The organism is Reyranella sp. (assembly GCF_965229815.1).
In the GTDB taxonomy this organism is placed as follows: Bacteria; Pseudomonadota; Alphaproteobacteria; order Reyranellales; family Reyranellaceae; genus Reyranella.
The window spans coordinates 338,407-353,554 of the sequence record NZ_CBDDJN010000008.1; the positions used below are offsets into that span (position 1 = coordinate 338,407).

Consider the following 15,148-nt stretch of genomic DNA (forward strand, 5'->3'; position numbering starts at 1 on the left):
GGGTCGCCGCCGCCGATCGCGCAGAGCGAAGCGAACGATGTCGCACTGTCGCATTTCAGGCGACAGCGACCGGCCGATGCCACGCTGCAAAGGCATCGATGCATCAAGGACTTGCGGCATTCTTCTGCCGGCTGCGGCGAACGCGAAGCGGAACGCGCCCGCGGCGCGTCAGGGCAGCGCTTCCGGCAGGAACCCGTCCGGCACCTTGAGGTCGAGACGCTGGCGGAACTGGCGGGACCAGGCGGCATTCGCCACCCGCTGGGCCTCGGCGAGGATCGCGGGCTCGTCCAGGGTGAGCACCTTGCCGTCCTTCATCAGCCAGCGACCGTCCACCATCACGGCCTCGACGTCGCGCGCCTGGCCCTGATGGACGAGGGTGGGGACGACGCGCAGCACCGGCACCATGTGGGCGCGCTGCAGGTCGACCATCACCAGGTCGGCCTTGTTGCCCGGCGCCAGCCAGCCGCCGTCGGGAACGCCGAGCGCGCGATAGCCGTTGCGCGTGGCCCAGCGCAGCGCCTGCTCCGGTGTCGGCTGGCGGCCGTCCTGGCGGCGCACGCGCTCCATGAAGAGGCCGGTGCGCATCACCTCGACCATGTCCTCGGCCATGTTGTCGCTGCCCATGCCGATGGTGCAGCCGAAGCGCTCGAGATCGTCGACGCGCGGGCTCAAGCCCCGGCGGGCGGCGATCGCCGCGTTGAAGGCGACGTTGACCCGCGCCTGCCCCAGCAGCTTCTCCTCCACCGGGTCCATGCAGCGGCAGTGGGCGCAGACCACGCGCTCGTTGAGGAAGTCCAGGTCGGCCAGGTACTCGGTCGGCAGCCGGTTGCGATGCGCCTTCACCGCGGCGACCTCGCCCCAGATCTGGTTGAGATGGATGGTCACCCAGGTGCCGAGCTGCTTCTGCAGGGCGCTCACGTCCTGCAGCAGCTCGGGCGAGCACATGTCGGGCGCCCAGGCCGAGATCGCGATCCGCAGGCGGCCGTCGGCCTTGCCGTTCCAGTCGCGGAAGTTGCGCTCGATGGTCGCGAGGTGGCGCTGGCCCATCGCGCGGTCGAGCTGGAACGGTGCGGGATCGCCGATCGAGGTGCCGGTCCGGTCGTAGGCGCGCTCGCCCAGCAGGAAGCGCAGGCCGGTGTCGGCCAGCGCGCCGGCATAGTGGTCGACGTCGTTGGAATCCTCGAGCAGCAGCGTCGTGCCGCTGCGCAGCGCCTCCAGTGCGCCGAGCAGCGCCATGCTGCGCCGCTCCTCCGGCGTCATGTCGGGCAGCGGAATGGGCGACAGGCCGCCGGAGAAGGGCGGCTTGTGCGACGGCGACAGGTCCTCGAACACCCCGCGCGCCAGGGTCATGGTGAGATGGGTGTGGATGTTGGCGAAGCCCGGCATCACCAGCTTGCCTGTCCCGTCCACCCGCTCGGCCGCCGGATGGCGGGCCAGCACCTCGGCACTGGGACCGATCTCGACGACGCGGTCGCGGTCGATCGCGATGGCGGCGCCGTAGTGGACGGTGTCGCGATCGTCGACGGTCGCGATCGCGGCATTGTGGATCACGATGCTCATGGCTTCCTCCCCCTTGTCCCTTCCATCACAGGACGTCGCGAGGGCGGAAGCAAGGATGGTGCCCGGCGCGGGGCCGGGCCGTCCGTCAGGCGACCTTCGGTGCGCCGCCGGGATGGCGCGGCAGGAAGGCCGTCAGCACGCCCAGCAGCAGCAGGAACGGCGTGAGCTTGTAGACCGTCTCGATGCTGGTGACGTCGGCGAGCTCGCCCAGCGCCGCCGCCCCGAGGCCGCCCAGGCCGAAGGAGAAGCCGAAGAACATGCCGGCCACCAGGCCGACCCGGCCCGGCATCAGGTCCTGGGCATAGACCAGGATGGCCGAGAAGGCCGAGGCCATGATCATGGCCACGGTCACCGCGAGGACGCCGGTCCAGAAGAGGTTGGCGTAGGGCAGCATCAGGGCGAAGGGCAGGGCGCCCAGGATCGAGAACCACATGACCGGGATGCGACCGACCCGGTCGCCGATCGCGCCGCCGGCCAGCGTGCCCGCGACGATGCCGACCAGGAAGGCGAAGAGATAGAACTGGGCGGTCTGGACGCTGACGTCGAACTTCGCGATCAGGTAGAAGGTGAAGTACGAGCCGAGGCTGGCGCTGTAGACGTTCTTGGAGAACAGCAGCGCCACGAGGACCGCGACCGCAATGGCGACGCGGCCGCGCGACAGGGGCTGCAGGGTGGCGGTGCTGGCGGCGGCCTTGCCGCGCGCGACCGGCTTGCGGGCGGCGCGATGGCGCGCGTACCAGCTGCCGACCTGGAACAGCACGAACATCGCCAGCAGCGCGGCGCCGGAGAACCATATGATGCTGTGCTGGCCGTGCGGCACGACGATGAAGGCGGCGAGCAGCGGGCCGGCCGCGGAGCCCATGTTGCCGCCCACCTGGAACAGCGACTGGGCGAGGCCGTAGCGGCCGCCGGCGGCCATGCGGGCGACGCGCGAGGCCTCGGGATGGAAGACCGACGAGCCCATGCCGATCAGCGCGGCCGCCAGGAGGATCATGGGATAGGATGCCGCGCGTGACATCAGCAGCAGGCCGACAAGCGTGAAGCCCATGCCGATCATGAGGGAGTAGGGCTGCGGCTTCCTGTCGGTATAGAAGCCGACCACCGGCTGCAGCATCGACGCGGTGCACTGGAAGGCCAGCGTGATCAGGCCGACCTGCCCGAAGGTCAGCGCATAGGAGTCCTTGAGGATCGGATAGAGCGCCGGGACCAGCGACTGCATCATGTCGTTCAGCAGATGGCAGAAGCTGAGGGAGAGGATGACGGCGAAGGTCGTGCTGTTGGTCGCGTCCACCGAGGGGGCGGCGGATGCCGGGGCCGGGACCTGCGCTGGTATCGCGGTGGCGGCCATCGTATTGTCGGACATCGACAAACAATAGCAGGCGGTCGTCCGGCCGCCAGCCTCGCGCCGGCGCACATCAGGGTTGCATGGGAACGTGCAGCCCGGCCCGACCGTTTCACCCCCTCTGTAAGCGATGGCCACCGAACCCCGCATCCTCACCGACGTGCCGGCCCGTCTCGACCGGCTGCCCTGGAGCCGCTTCCACCGTCTGGTCGTGATCGCGCTCGGCATCACGTGGATCCTCGACGGTCTGGAGGTGACGCTGGCCGGCTCCGTCGCCGCCGCGCTGCAGACCAGCCCGCGGCTGCAGCTCACGCCGGAGCAGGTGGGACTGACCGGCAGCGCCTACCTGGCCGGCGCCGTGCTGGGCGCGCTGTTCTTCGGCCACCTCACCGATCGGCTGGGCCGCAAGAAGCTCTTCAACATCACCCTGGGGGTCTACCTGGTGGCGACGGCCGCCACGGCCTTCTCGTGGGACTTCTACAGTTTCCTGCTGTTCCGCTTCCTGACCGGCGCGGGCATCGGCGGCGAGTATTCGGCCATCAACTCGGCGATCCAGGAGCTGATCCCCGCCCGCCTGCGCGGCCGCATCGACCTCGCCATCAACGGCAGCTTCTGGGTCGGCGCGGCCGGCGGCGCCATCCTGTCGGTCTGGCTGCTCGATCCCAACGTGCTCGGCCCCGAGCTCGGATGGCGACTGGCCTTCGCCACCGGCGCCGTGCTGGGTCTGGTCATCCTCTACCTGCGCCGCTTCCTGCCCGAGAGTCCGCGCTGGCTCATGCTGCACGGCCAGCCGGGCGAAGCCTCGCGCGTCGTCGACCGGATCGAGGCGGAAATCGAGGCCAGCGAGGGCGTGACGCTGACGCCGGTCAAGGCGAACCTTGTGCTCGGCAATACGCACCGCACCACGCTCGTCTCGGTGGCCCGCACGCTGCTGCGCGACTATCCCGGCCGCACGGCCTTCGGCCTGATCCTGATGGCGGCGCAGGCGTTCATCTACAACGCCATCTTCTTCACCTACGCGCTGGTCCTGACCCGGTTCTACGGCGTGGCCGCCGACGATGTCGGCTGGTACATCCTGCCCTTCGCCGCCGGCAACTTCCTCGGCCCGCTGCTGCTCGGCCCCCTGTTCGATTCGATCGGGCGCAAGACCATGATCTTCGGCACCTACACGCTGTCGGGGATCCTGCTCGGCATCACCGCGCTGCTGTTCGATCTCGGAATGCTCGACGCCACCACCCAGACCGTGATGTGGAGCATCGTCTTCTTCTTCGCCTCGGCGGCGGCCAGCGCCGCCTACCTGACGGTGGGCGAATCGTTCCCGCTCGAGATTCGCGCCCTCACCATCGCGCTGTTCTACGCCTTCGGGACCCTGCTGGGCGGCGTGGGCGGACCATGGCTGTTCGGCGTGCTGATCGCGAGCGAGAGCCCGCGCGAGATCGTGCTGGGCTACGCGCTGGGCGCCGTCCTGATGATCGTGGCCGGCCTGACGACCCGGAAGCTCGGCATCAGCGCCGAGCGCCGGCCGCTGGAGGAGGTGGCCCCGCCCTTGTCGGCCCACCGCGGCGGACCGTCAGAGGCCTGAAACAAAGAGGGTTCAGGCTGGCGGCATGACCTTCCGCATCGCCCAGATCTCGGACACCCATCTCAGCGCGGAAAAGCCGTTCTTCGTCGACAATTTCCGCAGCATCGTCGGCGCGCTGCACGACAGTGCGCCCGACCTCGTCGTCAACACGGGCGACATCTCGCTCGATGGCGCCTCGGTCGAGGACGATCTCGTGGCCGCCCGGGCGCTGCACGACGGGCTCAGCCTCCCTGTCCGCTTCCTGCCGGGCAACCACGATCTCGGCGACAGCCCGGATGCGCCGGCGCACGGCGAGGGATCGATCGATGCGGCGCGGCGCGACCGCTATCTCCGGCACTTCGGCCCCGACTGGTGGCGGTTCGACGTGCCGGGCTGGCGCATGCTGGGCGTCGACGCCCAGCTCCTGGGCAGCGACCTGCCGGCGGCCGAAGAGCAGCTGGCCTTCGTGGCCGAAACCGTCGCCGATCTCGGTTCGAGGCGGCTCGCGCTCTTCCTGCACAAGCCGCTGTTCGACCGCGAGGCCGGCGAGACCGAGATCACCGGCCGCTTCGTCAATCCCGCGCCCCGCCACGGCTTGCTGGCCGCCCTGTCCGGCGGCGGGCCGGCCGTCGTGGTCTGCGGCCACGTCCACCAGTATCGCGAAACGCATGCCGGCCCGGCGCGCCACGTGTGGGGGACTTCGACCGCCTTCGTCATTCCCGACCGGCGCCAGCCGCGCTACGGGCTGAAGGAGGTGGGCTATGTCGAGCACCGGTTCGCGCCGGACGGCACCCATGCCCACAGCCTGGTGCGCGTCGGCGGCGCGCCGACGCTCGACATCGCGGATTTCCCCGGCGCCTACGGGCCGGTGTAGCGCTTCGCCTTGCGTCAGGCCGGGACCGGCCGGGCGCGCTGGTTGTAGAGCATCTTGCGGATGCGGGCCTGTTCCTCGGGCGGCAGCTTGGTGTTGTCGACCGAGAGGTCGGCGCCCACCGCCATGCCCTTCTGCACCGCCGGGCGGGCGCCCAGCTCCTCGAACCAGCGCTTGAAGTGCTTGAACTCCTCGATGTCCTGGCCCTGGAACTTCCAGTTCAGCGTCCACGGATAGCAGATCATGTCGGCGATCGTGTACTGGTCGCCGGCCAGGTACCTGTGCTTGTAGAGCTGGTTGTTGAGCACGCCGTAGAGGCGGTTCACCTCGTCGGTGAAGCGGGTGATGGCGTAGGTCTGGTCGCCATGCTCCTTCTGGTCGACGCGGCGGAAATGGCCGCACTCGCCGCTCTTCGGCCCCTGGTTGGCCATCTGCCAGATCAGCCACTGGTTCACGTCGTAGCGCGTGCGCAGGTCCTGCGGATAGAACTTCCCGGCCTTCTCGGCGACGTACATCATGATCGCGCCGGATTCGAAAAGGGTGATCGGCTTGCCGCCGTCCTTGGGTTCGTGGTCGACCATCACCGGCATCCGGTGGTTGGGATTCATCTCCAGGAATTCGTTCGTGAACTGGTCGCCGCGCCCGATGTTGACGGGGACGATCTTGTAGGGCAGGCCGCATTCCTCCAGCAGGATGGTGACCTTCTTTCCGTTCGGCGTGGGCCAATAATGCAGGTCGATCATGGGACGATCCTCCTCGGGTCGGACGGGAGCTTATCGGGCGAGGCGACATGGGCAATAGCGATCGCGAGACGATGATCGGCCGGCCGCTGCGGCGTCTCGAGGACGGGCGGTTCCTCACCGGCCATGGGCGCTATGTCGACGACGTCGGCGCGCCCGGCAGCCTCCACGGCTTCGTGCTGCGCTCGCCGCATGCCCATGCCGTCATCAAGGCCATCGACATCGCACCGGCGATGGCGCTGGCAGGCGTGCGGGCCGCCTATACCCATGCCGACCTGGCGGCCGCCGGGCTTGGCGACATGCCCTGCATGGCCGCCGTGACGCCGCTCATCGTGCCGCCGCGCCCCGCGCTTGCCCGCGAACGCGTGCGCCATGTCGGCGACCCGGTGGCCTTCGTCGTCGCCGACGACCCGTCGCTCGCCCGCGAGGCGGCCGAGCGCATCGCCGTGGACTACGGGATCCTCGACGCCGTCGTCGACGGCGAGGCCGCGCTGGCGGCGGGGGCGCCGGCGATCTGGGCGGAGGCGCCGGGCAATCTCGCCTTCCACGTGAAGCGCGGCGATGCCGGCGCCGTGGCCGAGGCATTCGCCCGCGCCGCGCACGTCGTCGAGGTCGAGGTGATGAACAACCGAGTCGTGGTGGCGCCGCTCGAGCCGCGCGCGGCCATCGCCCGGCACGACGCGGCGAGCGACAGTTTCGACCTCGAGCTGACGGGACAGGGACTGCACGGCATCCGCCGCCAGCTCGCCGAGTTCATCTTCAGGATGCCGCCCGAACGCATCCGGCTCCATGCGCCGGACGTGGGCGGCGGCTTCGGCATGAAGAACTTTCTCTATCCCGAGTGGATCCTGCTCCTGTACGCGGCGCGCGCGCTCGGGCAGCCGGTGCGCTGGACCGCCGACCGCGGCGAGGAGTTCGTCGCCGGCACGCAGGGTCGCGACATCGCCGCCCGGGCGCGGCTCGCGCTCGACGGGTCGGGCCGCTTCCTCGCGCTGGACGTGGCCATGGTCGCCAATCTCGGCGCCTATCTCTCGGGCAACGGGCCGGGCGCGTCGGTGGTCGCGGCCTCGACCGCCCAGGGCGGGGTCTACGACATCCCGGCGATCGCCGTCGACGTGCGCGGCGCCCTCACCAACACGGTGCCGGTCGACGCCTATCGCGGCGCCGGCAAGCCCGAGGCCAACTACATCGTCGAGCGCTGCATCGAGGCGGCGGCGCGCCAGCTCGGCCGCGATCCCGCCGACCTGCGCCGCCAGAACCTGATCGCCGTCTTCCCGCATCGCACGGCGATGGGCATGGCGATCGATTCCGGCGGCTTCGTCGCCAATCTCGACGCCGCGGTCGAGCGGGCCGACACGGCAGGCTTCCCGGCGCGGCGGCGGTTGGCCGAGGCGCAGGGCCGCCTGCGCGGCATCGGTGTCGCCTGCTTCCTCGAGACCTCGCGCGGCGCGCCCAACGAGGGCGCCGAGGTGCGGGTCGCGGCGGACGGCTCGGTGACGGTGGCGGTCGGCACCGAATCGAACGGCCAGGGCCACGAGACGGCCTTCGCCCAGATCGCCGCCGACCGCCTGGGCGTTGCCGTCTCCGCCGTGCGCTACGTCCAGGCCGATACGCGCGAGGTGAAGAGCGGCGCCGGCCACGGCGGCGCGCGGTCCATGCACATGGGCGGCGCGGCGGTGGTGAAGGCGATCGATGCAACGCTTGCGAAAGCGCGGGAGCTCGCGGCCCACCTTTTGCAGGCATCGGAGGACGAGCTGGTCTTCGCCGACGGCCGTTTCGTCGTGCGGGGCAGCGACCGGACCGTGTCGCTGGCGACGCTGGCGAGGAGCGCGGACGATCCGGCGAACCTGCCGGACGGCATGACGAAAGGTCTTGGCGTGCACGTGATGAACATGACCGACGTCTTCACCTTCCCCAGCGGCTGCCACGTCGCGGAGGTCGAGATCGATCCGGAGACGGGCGCGGTCGAGCTGGCGCGCTACACCGCCGTCGACGACTACGGCCGGCTGATCAACCCGCTGCTGACCGAAGGGCAGGTCCAGGGCGGCGTGGCGCAGGGCATCGGCCAGGCGATGCTCGAGCACACGGTCTACGATCCCGCGTCCGGGCAGCTCCTCAGCGGCTCGCTGATGGACTACGCGATGCCGCGCGCGGACGACCTGCCGCTCTTCGACATCGAGCTGGTCGAGCGGCCGACCGCGGCCAATCCGCTCGGCGTCAAGGGGTCGGGCCAGGCGGGCTGCATCGCCGCGCCGCAGACGGTGATGGCCGCCATCCTCGACGCGCTGCGAGCGGCCGGCGTCGAGGCCCTCGACATGCCTGCGACTCCGGAGCGCGTCTGGCAGGCCATCGCGAAGGCAGGCATTGCGCGTTGACCGAGGAAAGAGTACCCGCCGGCCAGCGTATCTTTGCCGGCATCGTGTTCATGTGTGGCGCGGGCATCCTGTTCCCCATCATGGGCGGCTTCGCCAAGATCCTCGGCGAGGAGGGCTACGACTCGCTGCAGGTCTCCTGGGCCCGCGCGTTCGGCCATCTCCTGTTCATGATGATCGCCTTCTTTCCACGCCATGGGCTCGGCATGCTCCGGACCCGCCGGCTCGGCATCCAGCTTTTCCGCTCGGCGCTGCTGATCGCCTCCAACCTTTCCTATTTCTTCGCCATCGTCTTCATTCCGATCGCCAAGGCGGCGACGATCAGCCTGACGGCGCCGCTGGTCGTGGCGCTGCTCGCCTGGCCGATGCTGGGCGAGCGCACGACGATCGGCCGCTCGATCGCGCTCGGCGTGGGTTTCCTCGGCGTCGTGATCGTCATCCGGCCGGGCACCGAGCTCTTCCAGTGGGCGTCGCTGTTCGTGGTGTGGAGCGCTGTCTGCTACGCGCTCTACCAGATCCTGACGCGGCGCATCGCGAGCATCGATACGCCGGAAACCTCGGCGATCTACAGCTCGCTGATCGGCGGCTTCGGCCTGATTCTGGTCCTGCCCTTCGTCTGGAAGACACCGCACGGCCTGCGCGACGTCGCGCTCTTCTGCAGCCTCGGCGTGCTGGGCGCGCTCGGCCACTATTGCGTCGCCCGCGCCATGAACTACGCGCCGGCCAACATCGTCTCGCCGTTCCAGTACATGCAGCTCCTCGGCTCGGTCGCGGTCGGCTACTTCTTCTTCGACAACTTCCCCGACGTGTACGGCTGGATCGGCGCCGCCGTCATCGTCGCGGCGGGCCTCTACATCGGCTGGTCGCAGCGGCGGCGGTAGGGCGTCACCCCACCGTCACCGGCGAGAAGTCGACGTACCAGCTCTTGGGGTGCACGTAGCCCTTCACCTTGCCCGAGATGGCGTTGGGCCACACGTCGTGCACCACCCAGACGAAGACGGCATCGTCGACCATCTTGGTGTTGATCCTGGCCAGCACCTTGTCGAGCGCCGCCGGGTCGGCGGTGCTGCGGGCCTCGTTGGCGAGCTTGTCGTATTCGGCGTCGTTGATGTAGCCCCAGTTGGAGCCCTTGGGCGGCACCTGCTGGCTGTCGACGAAGCGCATGAAGGCGTTGTGCGGGTCCATCGTGTTCCAGCTCACGTTGATGGCGCCGAACTGCTGGCCCTCGGGCGACTTGGCGCCCTGGCGCATCAGGTTCAGGAGCGCGTTCCAGTCCATCACCTGGAACTCGACGTCGATGCCGACCTCGGCCCATTGCTGCTGGATCGCCTCGTTCATGATCAGCGGGTACATCTGGCCCGAGCCGGAGGTCGAGATCGCGATCTTGGTCCTGAGCTTCTTCGACGGGCCGTAGCCCGCCTCGGCCAGCAGCTTCCTGGCCTCGGCCGGGTCGTACTTGATCTTGAAGCTGGGCGTGCCGAACCACGGATGGTCGGGCGGCACGCAGCCGACCGCCGGCACCGCGAGCCCGTTCAGCACCTTCACGATGGCGTCGCGGTCGATCGCGAGGTTCATCGCCTTGCGCACCCGGATGTCGGCCGTCGGCGCGCCGGGCAGCATGCTGAGCGTATAGGGCCACATGTGCGGGATGGCGTTCGTCTCGATCTTGCAGCCCGCCGACCGGAGCTTGTCGAGCGAATCGGGCGCCGGCGCCTCGATCCAGTCGACCCGGCCCGACAGCAGCGCCGCCGAACGGGTCGAGACGTCGGGGATGGGCAGCAGCACCATGCGCTCGGTCTTGGGCACGCGGTCCTTGTTCCAGTACTCGGTGTTGCGCTCGAGCTCGGCCCGCTCGCGCGGGGTCCAGCCCTTCATCTTCCACGGGCCGGTGCCCGACGGCGACTTGCGGTAGGCCTGCCAGTCGCGGCCGACCTTCTCGAAATTGTCGGCGCTTGCGATGTTGAAGCGGTTGAGCAGGGACGGCATCACCGTGTCGACGCCGCGCGTCTGCAGCTCGATCTTGTGGTCGTCGATCTTGCGGTAGCTGACGATCGGCCAGACGGCGGCGATCAGCACGCTGCGGCCCAGCCGGTCGAAGGCGGGCGACTTGTCGTTCAGGGTGCGGTCGAGGCTGAAGATCACGTCGTCGGCGGTGAACGGCGCGCCGTGGTGGAACTTCACGCCCTGGCGCAGCTCGAAGATCCACTTCGTCGGATCGGACGGGTCCTGGTACCACTTGGTGGCGAGACCGGGGACCAGCCTGGCGGGCTCGGTCGCCGAGCTCAGGTCCCACATCACCAGCGGGTCGTACATGGTGTAGCCCATGAAGCGGATACCCTCGGTGCCTTGGTCGGGCGCGCCGTCGGTCACCGGGATGTCGGCGAGCGTCATGGCGATGCGCAGGGTCGAGGGCTGCTGCGCCTGGACCGAACGGGCGAAGGGAAGGGCGGCACCGGCGGCGAGCGCGGCACGACGTGTAAGCAAGGGGAACCTCCGTGGCTGCCCGAGACGAAGCATGAACTGCGCCACCCGCTTTGCACGATGACCACTGCAGCCAGCGATGGACGAGGCACGTTTCTTGCTGCTTGATGCGCGACCATGGCTGCGCTGAACACGCTCACCGCGACGGAGCTCGCAACGAAGATCGACTCCGGTTCGGCCACGGCCGAAGCCATCGTGCAGTCGCATCTCGAACGCATCGACCAGCGCGACGCCGACGTGCTCGCCTGGGCCCATCTCGCCCGCGACGCTGCCCTGGCGCGCGCCAGGGTGCTCGATCGCGGCCCACGCCAGGGGCTGCTCCACGGCATCCCGATGGGCGTGAAGGACATCATCGATTCCTTCGACCAGCCGACCGGCTACGGCTCGCCGATCTACAGGACTCACCAGCCGCTGGCCGACGCCGCGACCGTGGCGATGGCCCGGGCCGAAGGCGCCATCCTGCTCGGCAAGACGGTGACCACCGAGTTCGCCAACCGCTTTCCCGGGCCGACGAAGAATCCGCACAACCCGGCCCATACGCCGGGCGGCTCCTCGTCGGGCTCCGCCGCCGCGGTCGCCGACTTCCAGGTGGTCCTGGGCACCGGGACGCAGACCGGCGGCTCCGTGATCCGCCCCGGCGCCTTCTGCGGCATCGTTGCCTACAAGCCGACCTACGGCCATTTCGCGCCGGCCGGCATGAAGGCCAACACCGAGTGGCTGGACACGATCGGCGCCTATGGGCGCAGCATCGAGGACATCGCCCTGTTCCGGGCGGCCCTGATGGCGATCCCGTACGCGCCGCTGCGCCCGCTCGGCCGTCCGCCGCGCGTCGCGGTCTGCTACACGCACCACAAGCCGGAACTGTCGGCCGAGGGCCTCAAGGCGGTCGAGGACGCCGCCGCCGGACTGAGGAAGGCGGGCGCGGCCGTGACGGAGATCGAGCTGCCGGGGCCGGTACGCGACATGACCGAGGGCCAGCGCACGCTCAGCGCCTTCGACGGACCGCGCGCGCATGCCGATGAATCGCGGCGGTTCCGCGAGCTGCTGAGCGAGAGCCTGAAGAAGGACAAGCTCGCGGCCGGCGCCCGCATCGACTACGCGACCTGGGCCGCGGCCCGCAGGCTCGGCGAGGCGGGCCGTGCCGCGGTCGACGCGCTGTTCGACGACATCGACGTGATCCTGACCGCGCCGGCGCCCGGCGAGGCGCCGCCCGGTCTCGAGACCACGGGCAAGGCCACCTTCAACCTGCTCTGGACCTACCTCTGGATGCCCTGCATCACGCTGCCGTTCGCCAAGGGGCCGAGCGGGCTTCCCGTCGGCATCCAGCTGGTCGGTCGTTGCCACGAGGATGCGACCCTGCTGGACATCGCGGCCTGGGTGCGGGGAGCGCTGGCATGAAGCCGCTCAGCGCCACCGAGATCGTCGCCGGCATCGAGGCCGGAAACCTGACCGCGGAGGCGGTGGTGCGCGCCTGCCTCGACCGCGTCGCCGAGCGGGAGCCGGTGGTGAAGGCCTGGGCCCATCTCGACCCCGGCCTGGCGATCGCGCAGGCCCGTGCCGCCGACGGAATCGGCGGCGGGGTGCTGCGCGGCGTGCCGATCGGCGTGAAGGACATCATCGACACGTACGACATGCCCACCGGCCACAACTCGCCGATCTTCGCGGGCAAGTCGACCTTCGGCGACGCCGCCTGCGTGGCCCTCTGCCGGACGGCAAATGCCGTCATCATGGGCAAGACGGTGACGACGGAGTTCGCCAACCGCCATCCCGGCGCGACGACCAACCCGCACGACCCGGCGCATACGCCCGGTGGCTCGTCCTCGGGCTCGGCCGCGGCTGTCGCCGACGGCCACGTGCCGCTCGCCTTCGGCACCCAGACCGGCGGATCGGTGATCCGGCCCGCCGCCTATTGCGGCGTGGTGGGCTACAAGCCGACCTTCGGCGACTTCAGCCGCGTCGGCATCAAGATGCAGTGCCATTCGCTCGACACGCTGGGCCTGATGGCGCGCACCCTGGACGACATCGCCCTGTTCCGCGGCGCCATGCTCAAGCTGCCGCCCGTCGCCATCGACCGCGGCATCCCGCGCCCGCGCATCGGTCTTTGCCGCACGCCGGTCTGGGACGATGCGTCCGACGAGACGCGGGCGCTGATCGAGGCCACGGCGACCACCCTGGCCGACAAGGGCGCGGCGGTCATCGACGTCGCCTTCACCCCCGACTTCGCCGACATCCTCGATGACCACGGCGCCATCATGGCCTGGGAATGCACCCGCAACTATGCCGACGAGCGCCTGCGCCATCCCGACCTGGTGAGCCGGGAACTGTGGGAGGCCAGCCTGACGCGCGGGCTGGACGTTCCGCTCGAGCGCTACGCGGCGGCCCAGCGCAAGGCGACGAAGTTCCGCGCTCATGTCGATTCGCTGTTCGACAAGGTCGATGCGCTGCTCTGCCCGAGCGCCCCGGGCGAGGCGCCGGCAGGCATCGAGTTCACCGGCGATCCGCGCTTCAATTCGATCTGGACGCTGGCGGGAACGCCCTGCGTCACCTTGCCGGCCGGCACGGGCGCCAAGGGCCTCCCGCTCGGCATCCAGCTCGTCGGGCTGCGCCATGCCGACGACCGCCTGCTGTCCACCGCCGCCTGGGTCGCGGCTCATCTCAACTGAGGCTCGCTCCATGCCCCGCATCAACGGCGAACGACTCCTGGCCGACCTGCGCCGCATCGCCGACTTCGGCCGCTACCAGACCGGGGTGCATCGTCCGCACCTGTCGCCGCAGGACGTCGAGAGCCGGCGCTGGCTGGCCGGCCGCATGAAGGAGGCGGGACTCGAGCCGGTGATCGACGGCATCGGCAACGTGATCGGCCGCAGCCCCAAGTCCGGCCCGCGCCTCTTGATGGGCTCGCACTCCGACACCCAGCCGCGCGGCGGCTGGCTCGACGGCGTGATGGGCGTGATCTACGGGCTCGAGGTGGCGCGCGCGCTGGCCGAGGATCCCGACACGGCCCATCTCGCGGTCGACGTGGCCTCGTGGGCCGACGAGGAAGGCCATTGGGGCCAGATGCTGGGCTCCAAGAGCTTCATCGGCCGGCTCACCGAGGCCGACATCGACGCCGCCCGGCACCGCGACGAAGGCACGCCCATGCGCGAGGCGCTGAAGGCGGCCGGCCTCGACAAGGAACCTCGCCTGGAGCTGGAGGAGGGGCGCTACCGCTGCTACCTCGAGGCCCATATCGAGCAGGGCGGCGTGCTCGAGCATACCGGCAAGCGCATCGGCGTCGTCACGGCGATCGTCGGCATCTACCAGTACCGCCTGACCTTCGGCGGCGTCCAGAACCACGCCGGCACGACGCCGATGCCGATCCGCAAGGACGCCGGCGTCGCCATGATGCGGCTCTACCACGACATCATGGAGCGCTTCCCGGCGCTGGCCGGGCCGCGCAGCGTCTGGACGGTCGGCCGCCTGTCGGTCGAGCCGGGGGCGCCCGCGATCATCCCCGGCAAGGCCGAGATGATCCTGCAATTCCGCGACGCCGATCCGGCCGTGCTGCAGCGTCTCGAAGCCTGCCTCGACGAGATCGTCGCCGCGCACCGAGAGCGCGGTCCCTGCACGGTCGAATGCGTCAATCTCAGCCGCACCATGCCGGCGCCCATGGAGGAGCGGCTGCTGGAGGCGTTCGACGACGCGGCGGAGAAGAACGCGCCCGGCGATCACATGCGCATGCCGTCCGGCGCCGGCCACGACGCGCAGATCCTGGCGCAGCGCCTGCCGGCGGCCATGATGTTCGTGCCCTCGATCGGCGGCATCAGCCATCACTTCACCGAGAACACCGCCGACGCCGACATCGTCCTGGGCTGTCAGGTCTTCGCCGACGCGGCCGCCAGGATTCTCAAGAGCAACTAAAAGCTGTAGTCATTGACTGCATTGATAAATGACTTGGGTTATTTACATCGCGTGTATTGGGGACTAGTATTTCTCCGCGCCCTTCTGGGATTGCCTAACGCGGAGGACAAGGATGCCCCAGCGTCATATCGACGACACTCCGATGTTTCCTGTCGGCAATGGCGATGACATCCCGGGTTTCCGGCTGAATCCTGATGGTTCCTTGCGGTCGTCGACTCAAGCGACGCCTGTCGCGTACGAACCGCAAGTGCCTTTGCCCAGGATCAGCCCCGATACAAGTCCGGGGCTGGACATTTGTGAATGGCGACAGTTTGCGCCGGG

General features: G+C 69.6%; 11 protein-coding genes. 7 read left to right on the forward strand and 4 right to left on the reverse strand.

The window, feature by feature from the left end:
- Positions 1-168: 168 nt before the first annotated feature.
- Positions 169-1,560, reverse strand: coding sequence for an amidohydrolase family protein (locus ACO073_RS29110; protein WP_422002777.1), 1,392 nt, complete (start codon positions 1,558-1,560; stop codon positions 169-171).
- 85 nt (positions 1,561-1,645) lie between these two features.
- Positions 1,646-2,923, reverse strand: a complete 1,278-nt coding sequence (locus tag ACO073_RS29115) for an MFS transporter (protein ID WP_422002778.1) — start codon at positions 2,921-2,923, stop codon at positions 1,646-1,648.
- A 109-nt stretch (positions 2,924-3,032) separates the two neighbouring features.
- Here ACO073_RS29115 and ACO073_RS29120 point away from each other — a divergent pair, with 109 nt between their 5' ends.
- Positions 3,033-4,484 carry an MFS transporter gene (locus ACO073_RS29120; RefSeq protein ID WP_422002779.1) on the forward strand — a complete coding sequence of 484 codons (1,452 nt, stop codon included), beginning with the start codon at positions 3,033-3,035 and terminating at the stop codon, positions 4,482-4,484.
- 25 nt (positions 4,485-4,509) lie between these two features.
- A complete protein-coding gene (locus ACO073_RS29125) occupies positions 4,510-5,337 on the forward strand; it encodes a metallophosphoesterase family protein (RefSeq protein WP_422002781.1) in 828 nt (275 codons plus the stop codon).
- Positions 5,338-5,351: 14 nt separating this feature from the next.
- Here the strand turns inward: ACO073_RS29125 and ACO073_RS29130 are convergent, their stop codons facing one another.
- Entirely contained in the window at positions 5,352-6,077 is a 726-nt protein-coding gene (locus ACO073_RS29130; protein ID WP_422002782.1) for a glutathione binding-like protein, read from the reverse strand.
- A gap of 47 nt (positions 6,078-6,124) precedes the next feature.
- Here ACO073_RS29130 and ACO073_RS29135 point away from each other — a divergent pair, with 47 nt between their 5' ends.
- Positions 6,125-8,449: a xanthine dehydrogenase family protein molybdopterin-binding subunit gene (locus ACO073_RS29135; protein ID WP_422002784.1), complete on the forward strand. Its 2,325-nt coding sequence runs from the start codon at positions 6,125-6,127 to the stop codon at positions 8,447-8,449.
- Positions 8,446-9,327 (forward strand): DMT family transporter, encoded by an 882-nt coding sequence (locus tag ACO073_RS29140; protein WP_422002786.1) that lies wholly within the window; start codon positions 8,446-8,448, stop codon positions 9,325-9,327. Before ACO073_RS29135 ends, ACO073_RS29140 begins: the two co-directional genes overlap by 4 nt.
- A 4-nt stretch (positions 9,328-9,331) precedes the next feature.
- Here ACO073_RS29140 and ACO073_RS29145 read toward each other — a convergent pair whose 3' ends face one another.
- Positions 9,332-10,930 (reverse strand): ABC transporter substrate-binding protein, encoded by a 1,599-nt coding sequence (locus ACO073_RS29145; RefSeq protein WP_422002788.1) that lies wholly within the window; start codon positions 10,928-10,930, stop codon positions 9,332-9,334.
- Positions 10,931-11,044: 114 nt separating this feature from the next.
- On the opposite strand from ACO073_RS29145, the gene ACO073_RS29150 reads away from it, so the two are divergent.
- From ACO073_RS29150 to ACO073_RS29160, 3 genes are read left to right on the forward strand one after another with little or no spacing between them, the layout of a single operon-like run.
- A complete protein-coding gene (locus ACO073_RS29150; protein WP_422002790.1) occupies positions 11,045-12,325 on the forward strand; it encodes an amidase in 1,281 nt (426 codons plus the stop codon).
- Complete coding sequence (locus ACO073_RS29155; protein ID WP_422002792.1) at positions 12,322-13,590, forward strand: amidase; 1,269 nt, start codon at positions 12,322-12,324, stop codon at positions 13,588-13,590. Before ACO073_RS29150 ends, ACO073_RS29155 begins: the two co-directional genes overlap by 4 nt.
- A gap of 10 nt (positions 13,591-13,600) precedes the next feature.
- Positions 13,601-14,827: a Zn-dependent hydrolase gene (locus ACO073_RS29160; protein ID WP_422002794.1), complete on the forward strand. Its 1,227-nt coding sequence runs from the start codon at positions 13,601-13,603 to the stop codon at positions 14,825-14,827.
- The last annotated feature ends 321 nt before the right edge of the window (positions 14,828-15,148 follow it).

Bases quoted from the DNA above. Each gene is read 5' to 3' on its own strand.
- ACO073_RS29115 (WP_422002778.1), bottom strand. From the start codon at position 2,923: ATGTCCGACAATACGATGGCCGCCACCGCGATACCAGCGCAGGTCCCG.
- ACO073_RS29125 (WP_422002781.1), top strand. From the start codon at position 4,510: ATGACCTTCCGCATCGCCCAGATCTCGGACACCCATCTCAGCGCGGAA.
- ACO073_RS29135 (WP_422002784.1), top strand. From the start codon at position 6,125: ATGGGCAATAGCGATCGCGAGACGATGATCGGCCGGCCGCTGCGGCGT.
- ACO073_RS29155 (WP_422002792.1), top strand. From the start codon at position 12,322: ATGAAGCCGCTCAGCGCCACCGAGATCGTCGCCGGCATCGAGGCCGGA.
- ACO073_RS29130 (WP_422002782.1), bottom strand. From the start codon at position 6,077: ATGATCGACCTGCATTATTGGCCCACGCCGAACGGAAAGAAGGTCACC.
- ACO073_RS29110 (WP_422002777.1), bottom strand. From the start codon at position 1,560: ATGAGCATCGTGATCCACAATGCCGCGATCGCGACCGTCGACGATCGC.
- ACO073_RS29160 (WP_422002794.1), top strand. From the start codon at position 13,601: ATGCCCCGCATCAACGGCGAACGACTCCTGGCCGACCTGCGCCGCATC.
- ACO073_RS29120 (WP_422002779.1), top strand. From the start codon at position 3,033: ATGGCCACCGAACCCCGCATCCTCACCGACGTGCCGGCCCGTCTCGAC.
- ACO073_RS29150 (WP_422002790.1), top strand. From the start codon at position 11,045: ATGGCTGCGCTGAACACGCTCACCGCGACGGAGCTCGCAACGAAGATC.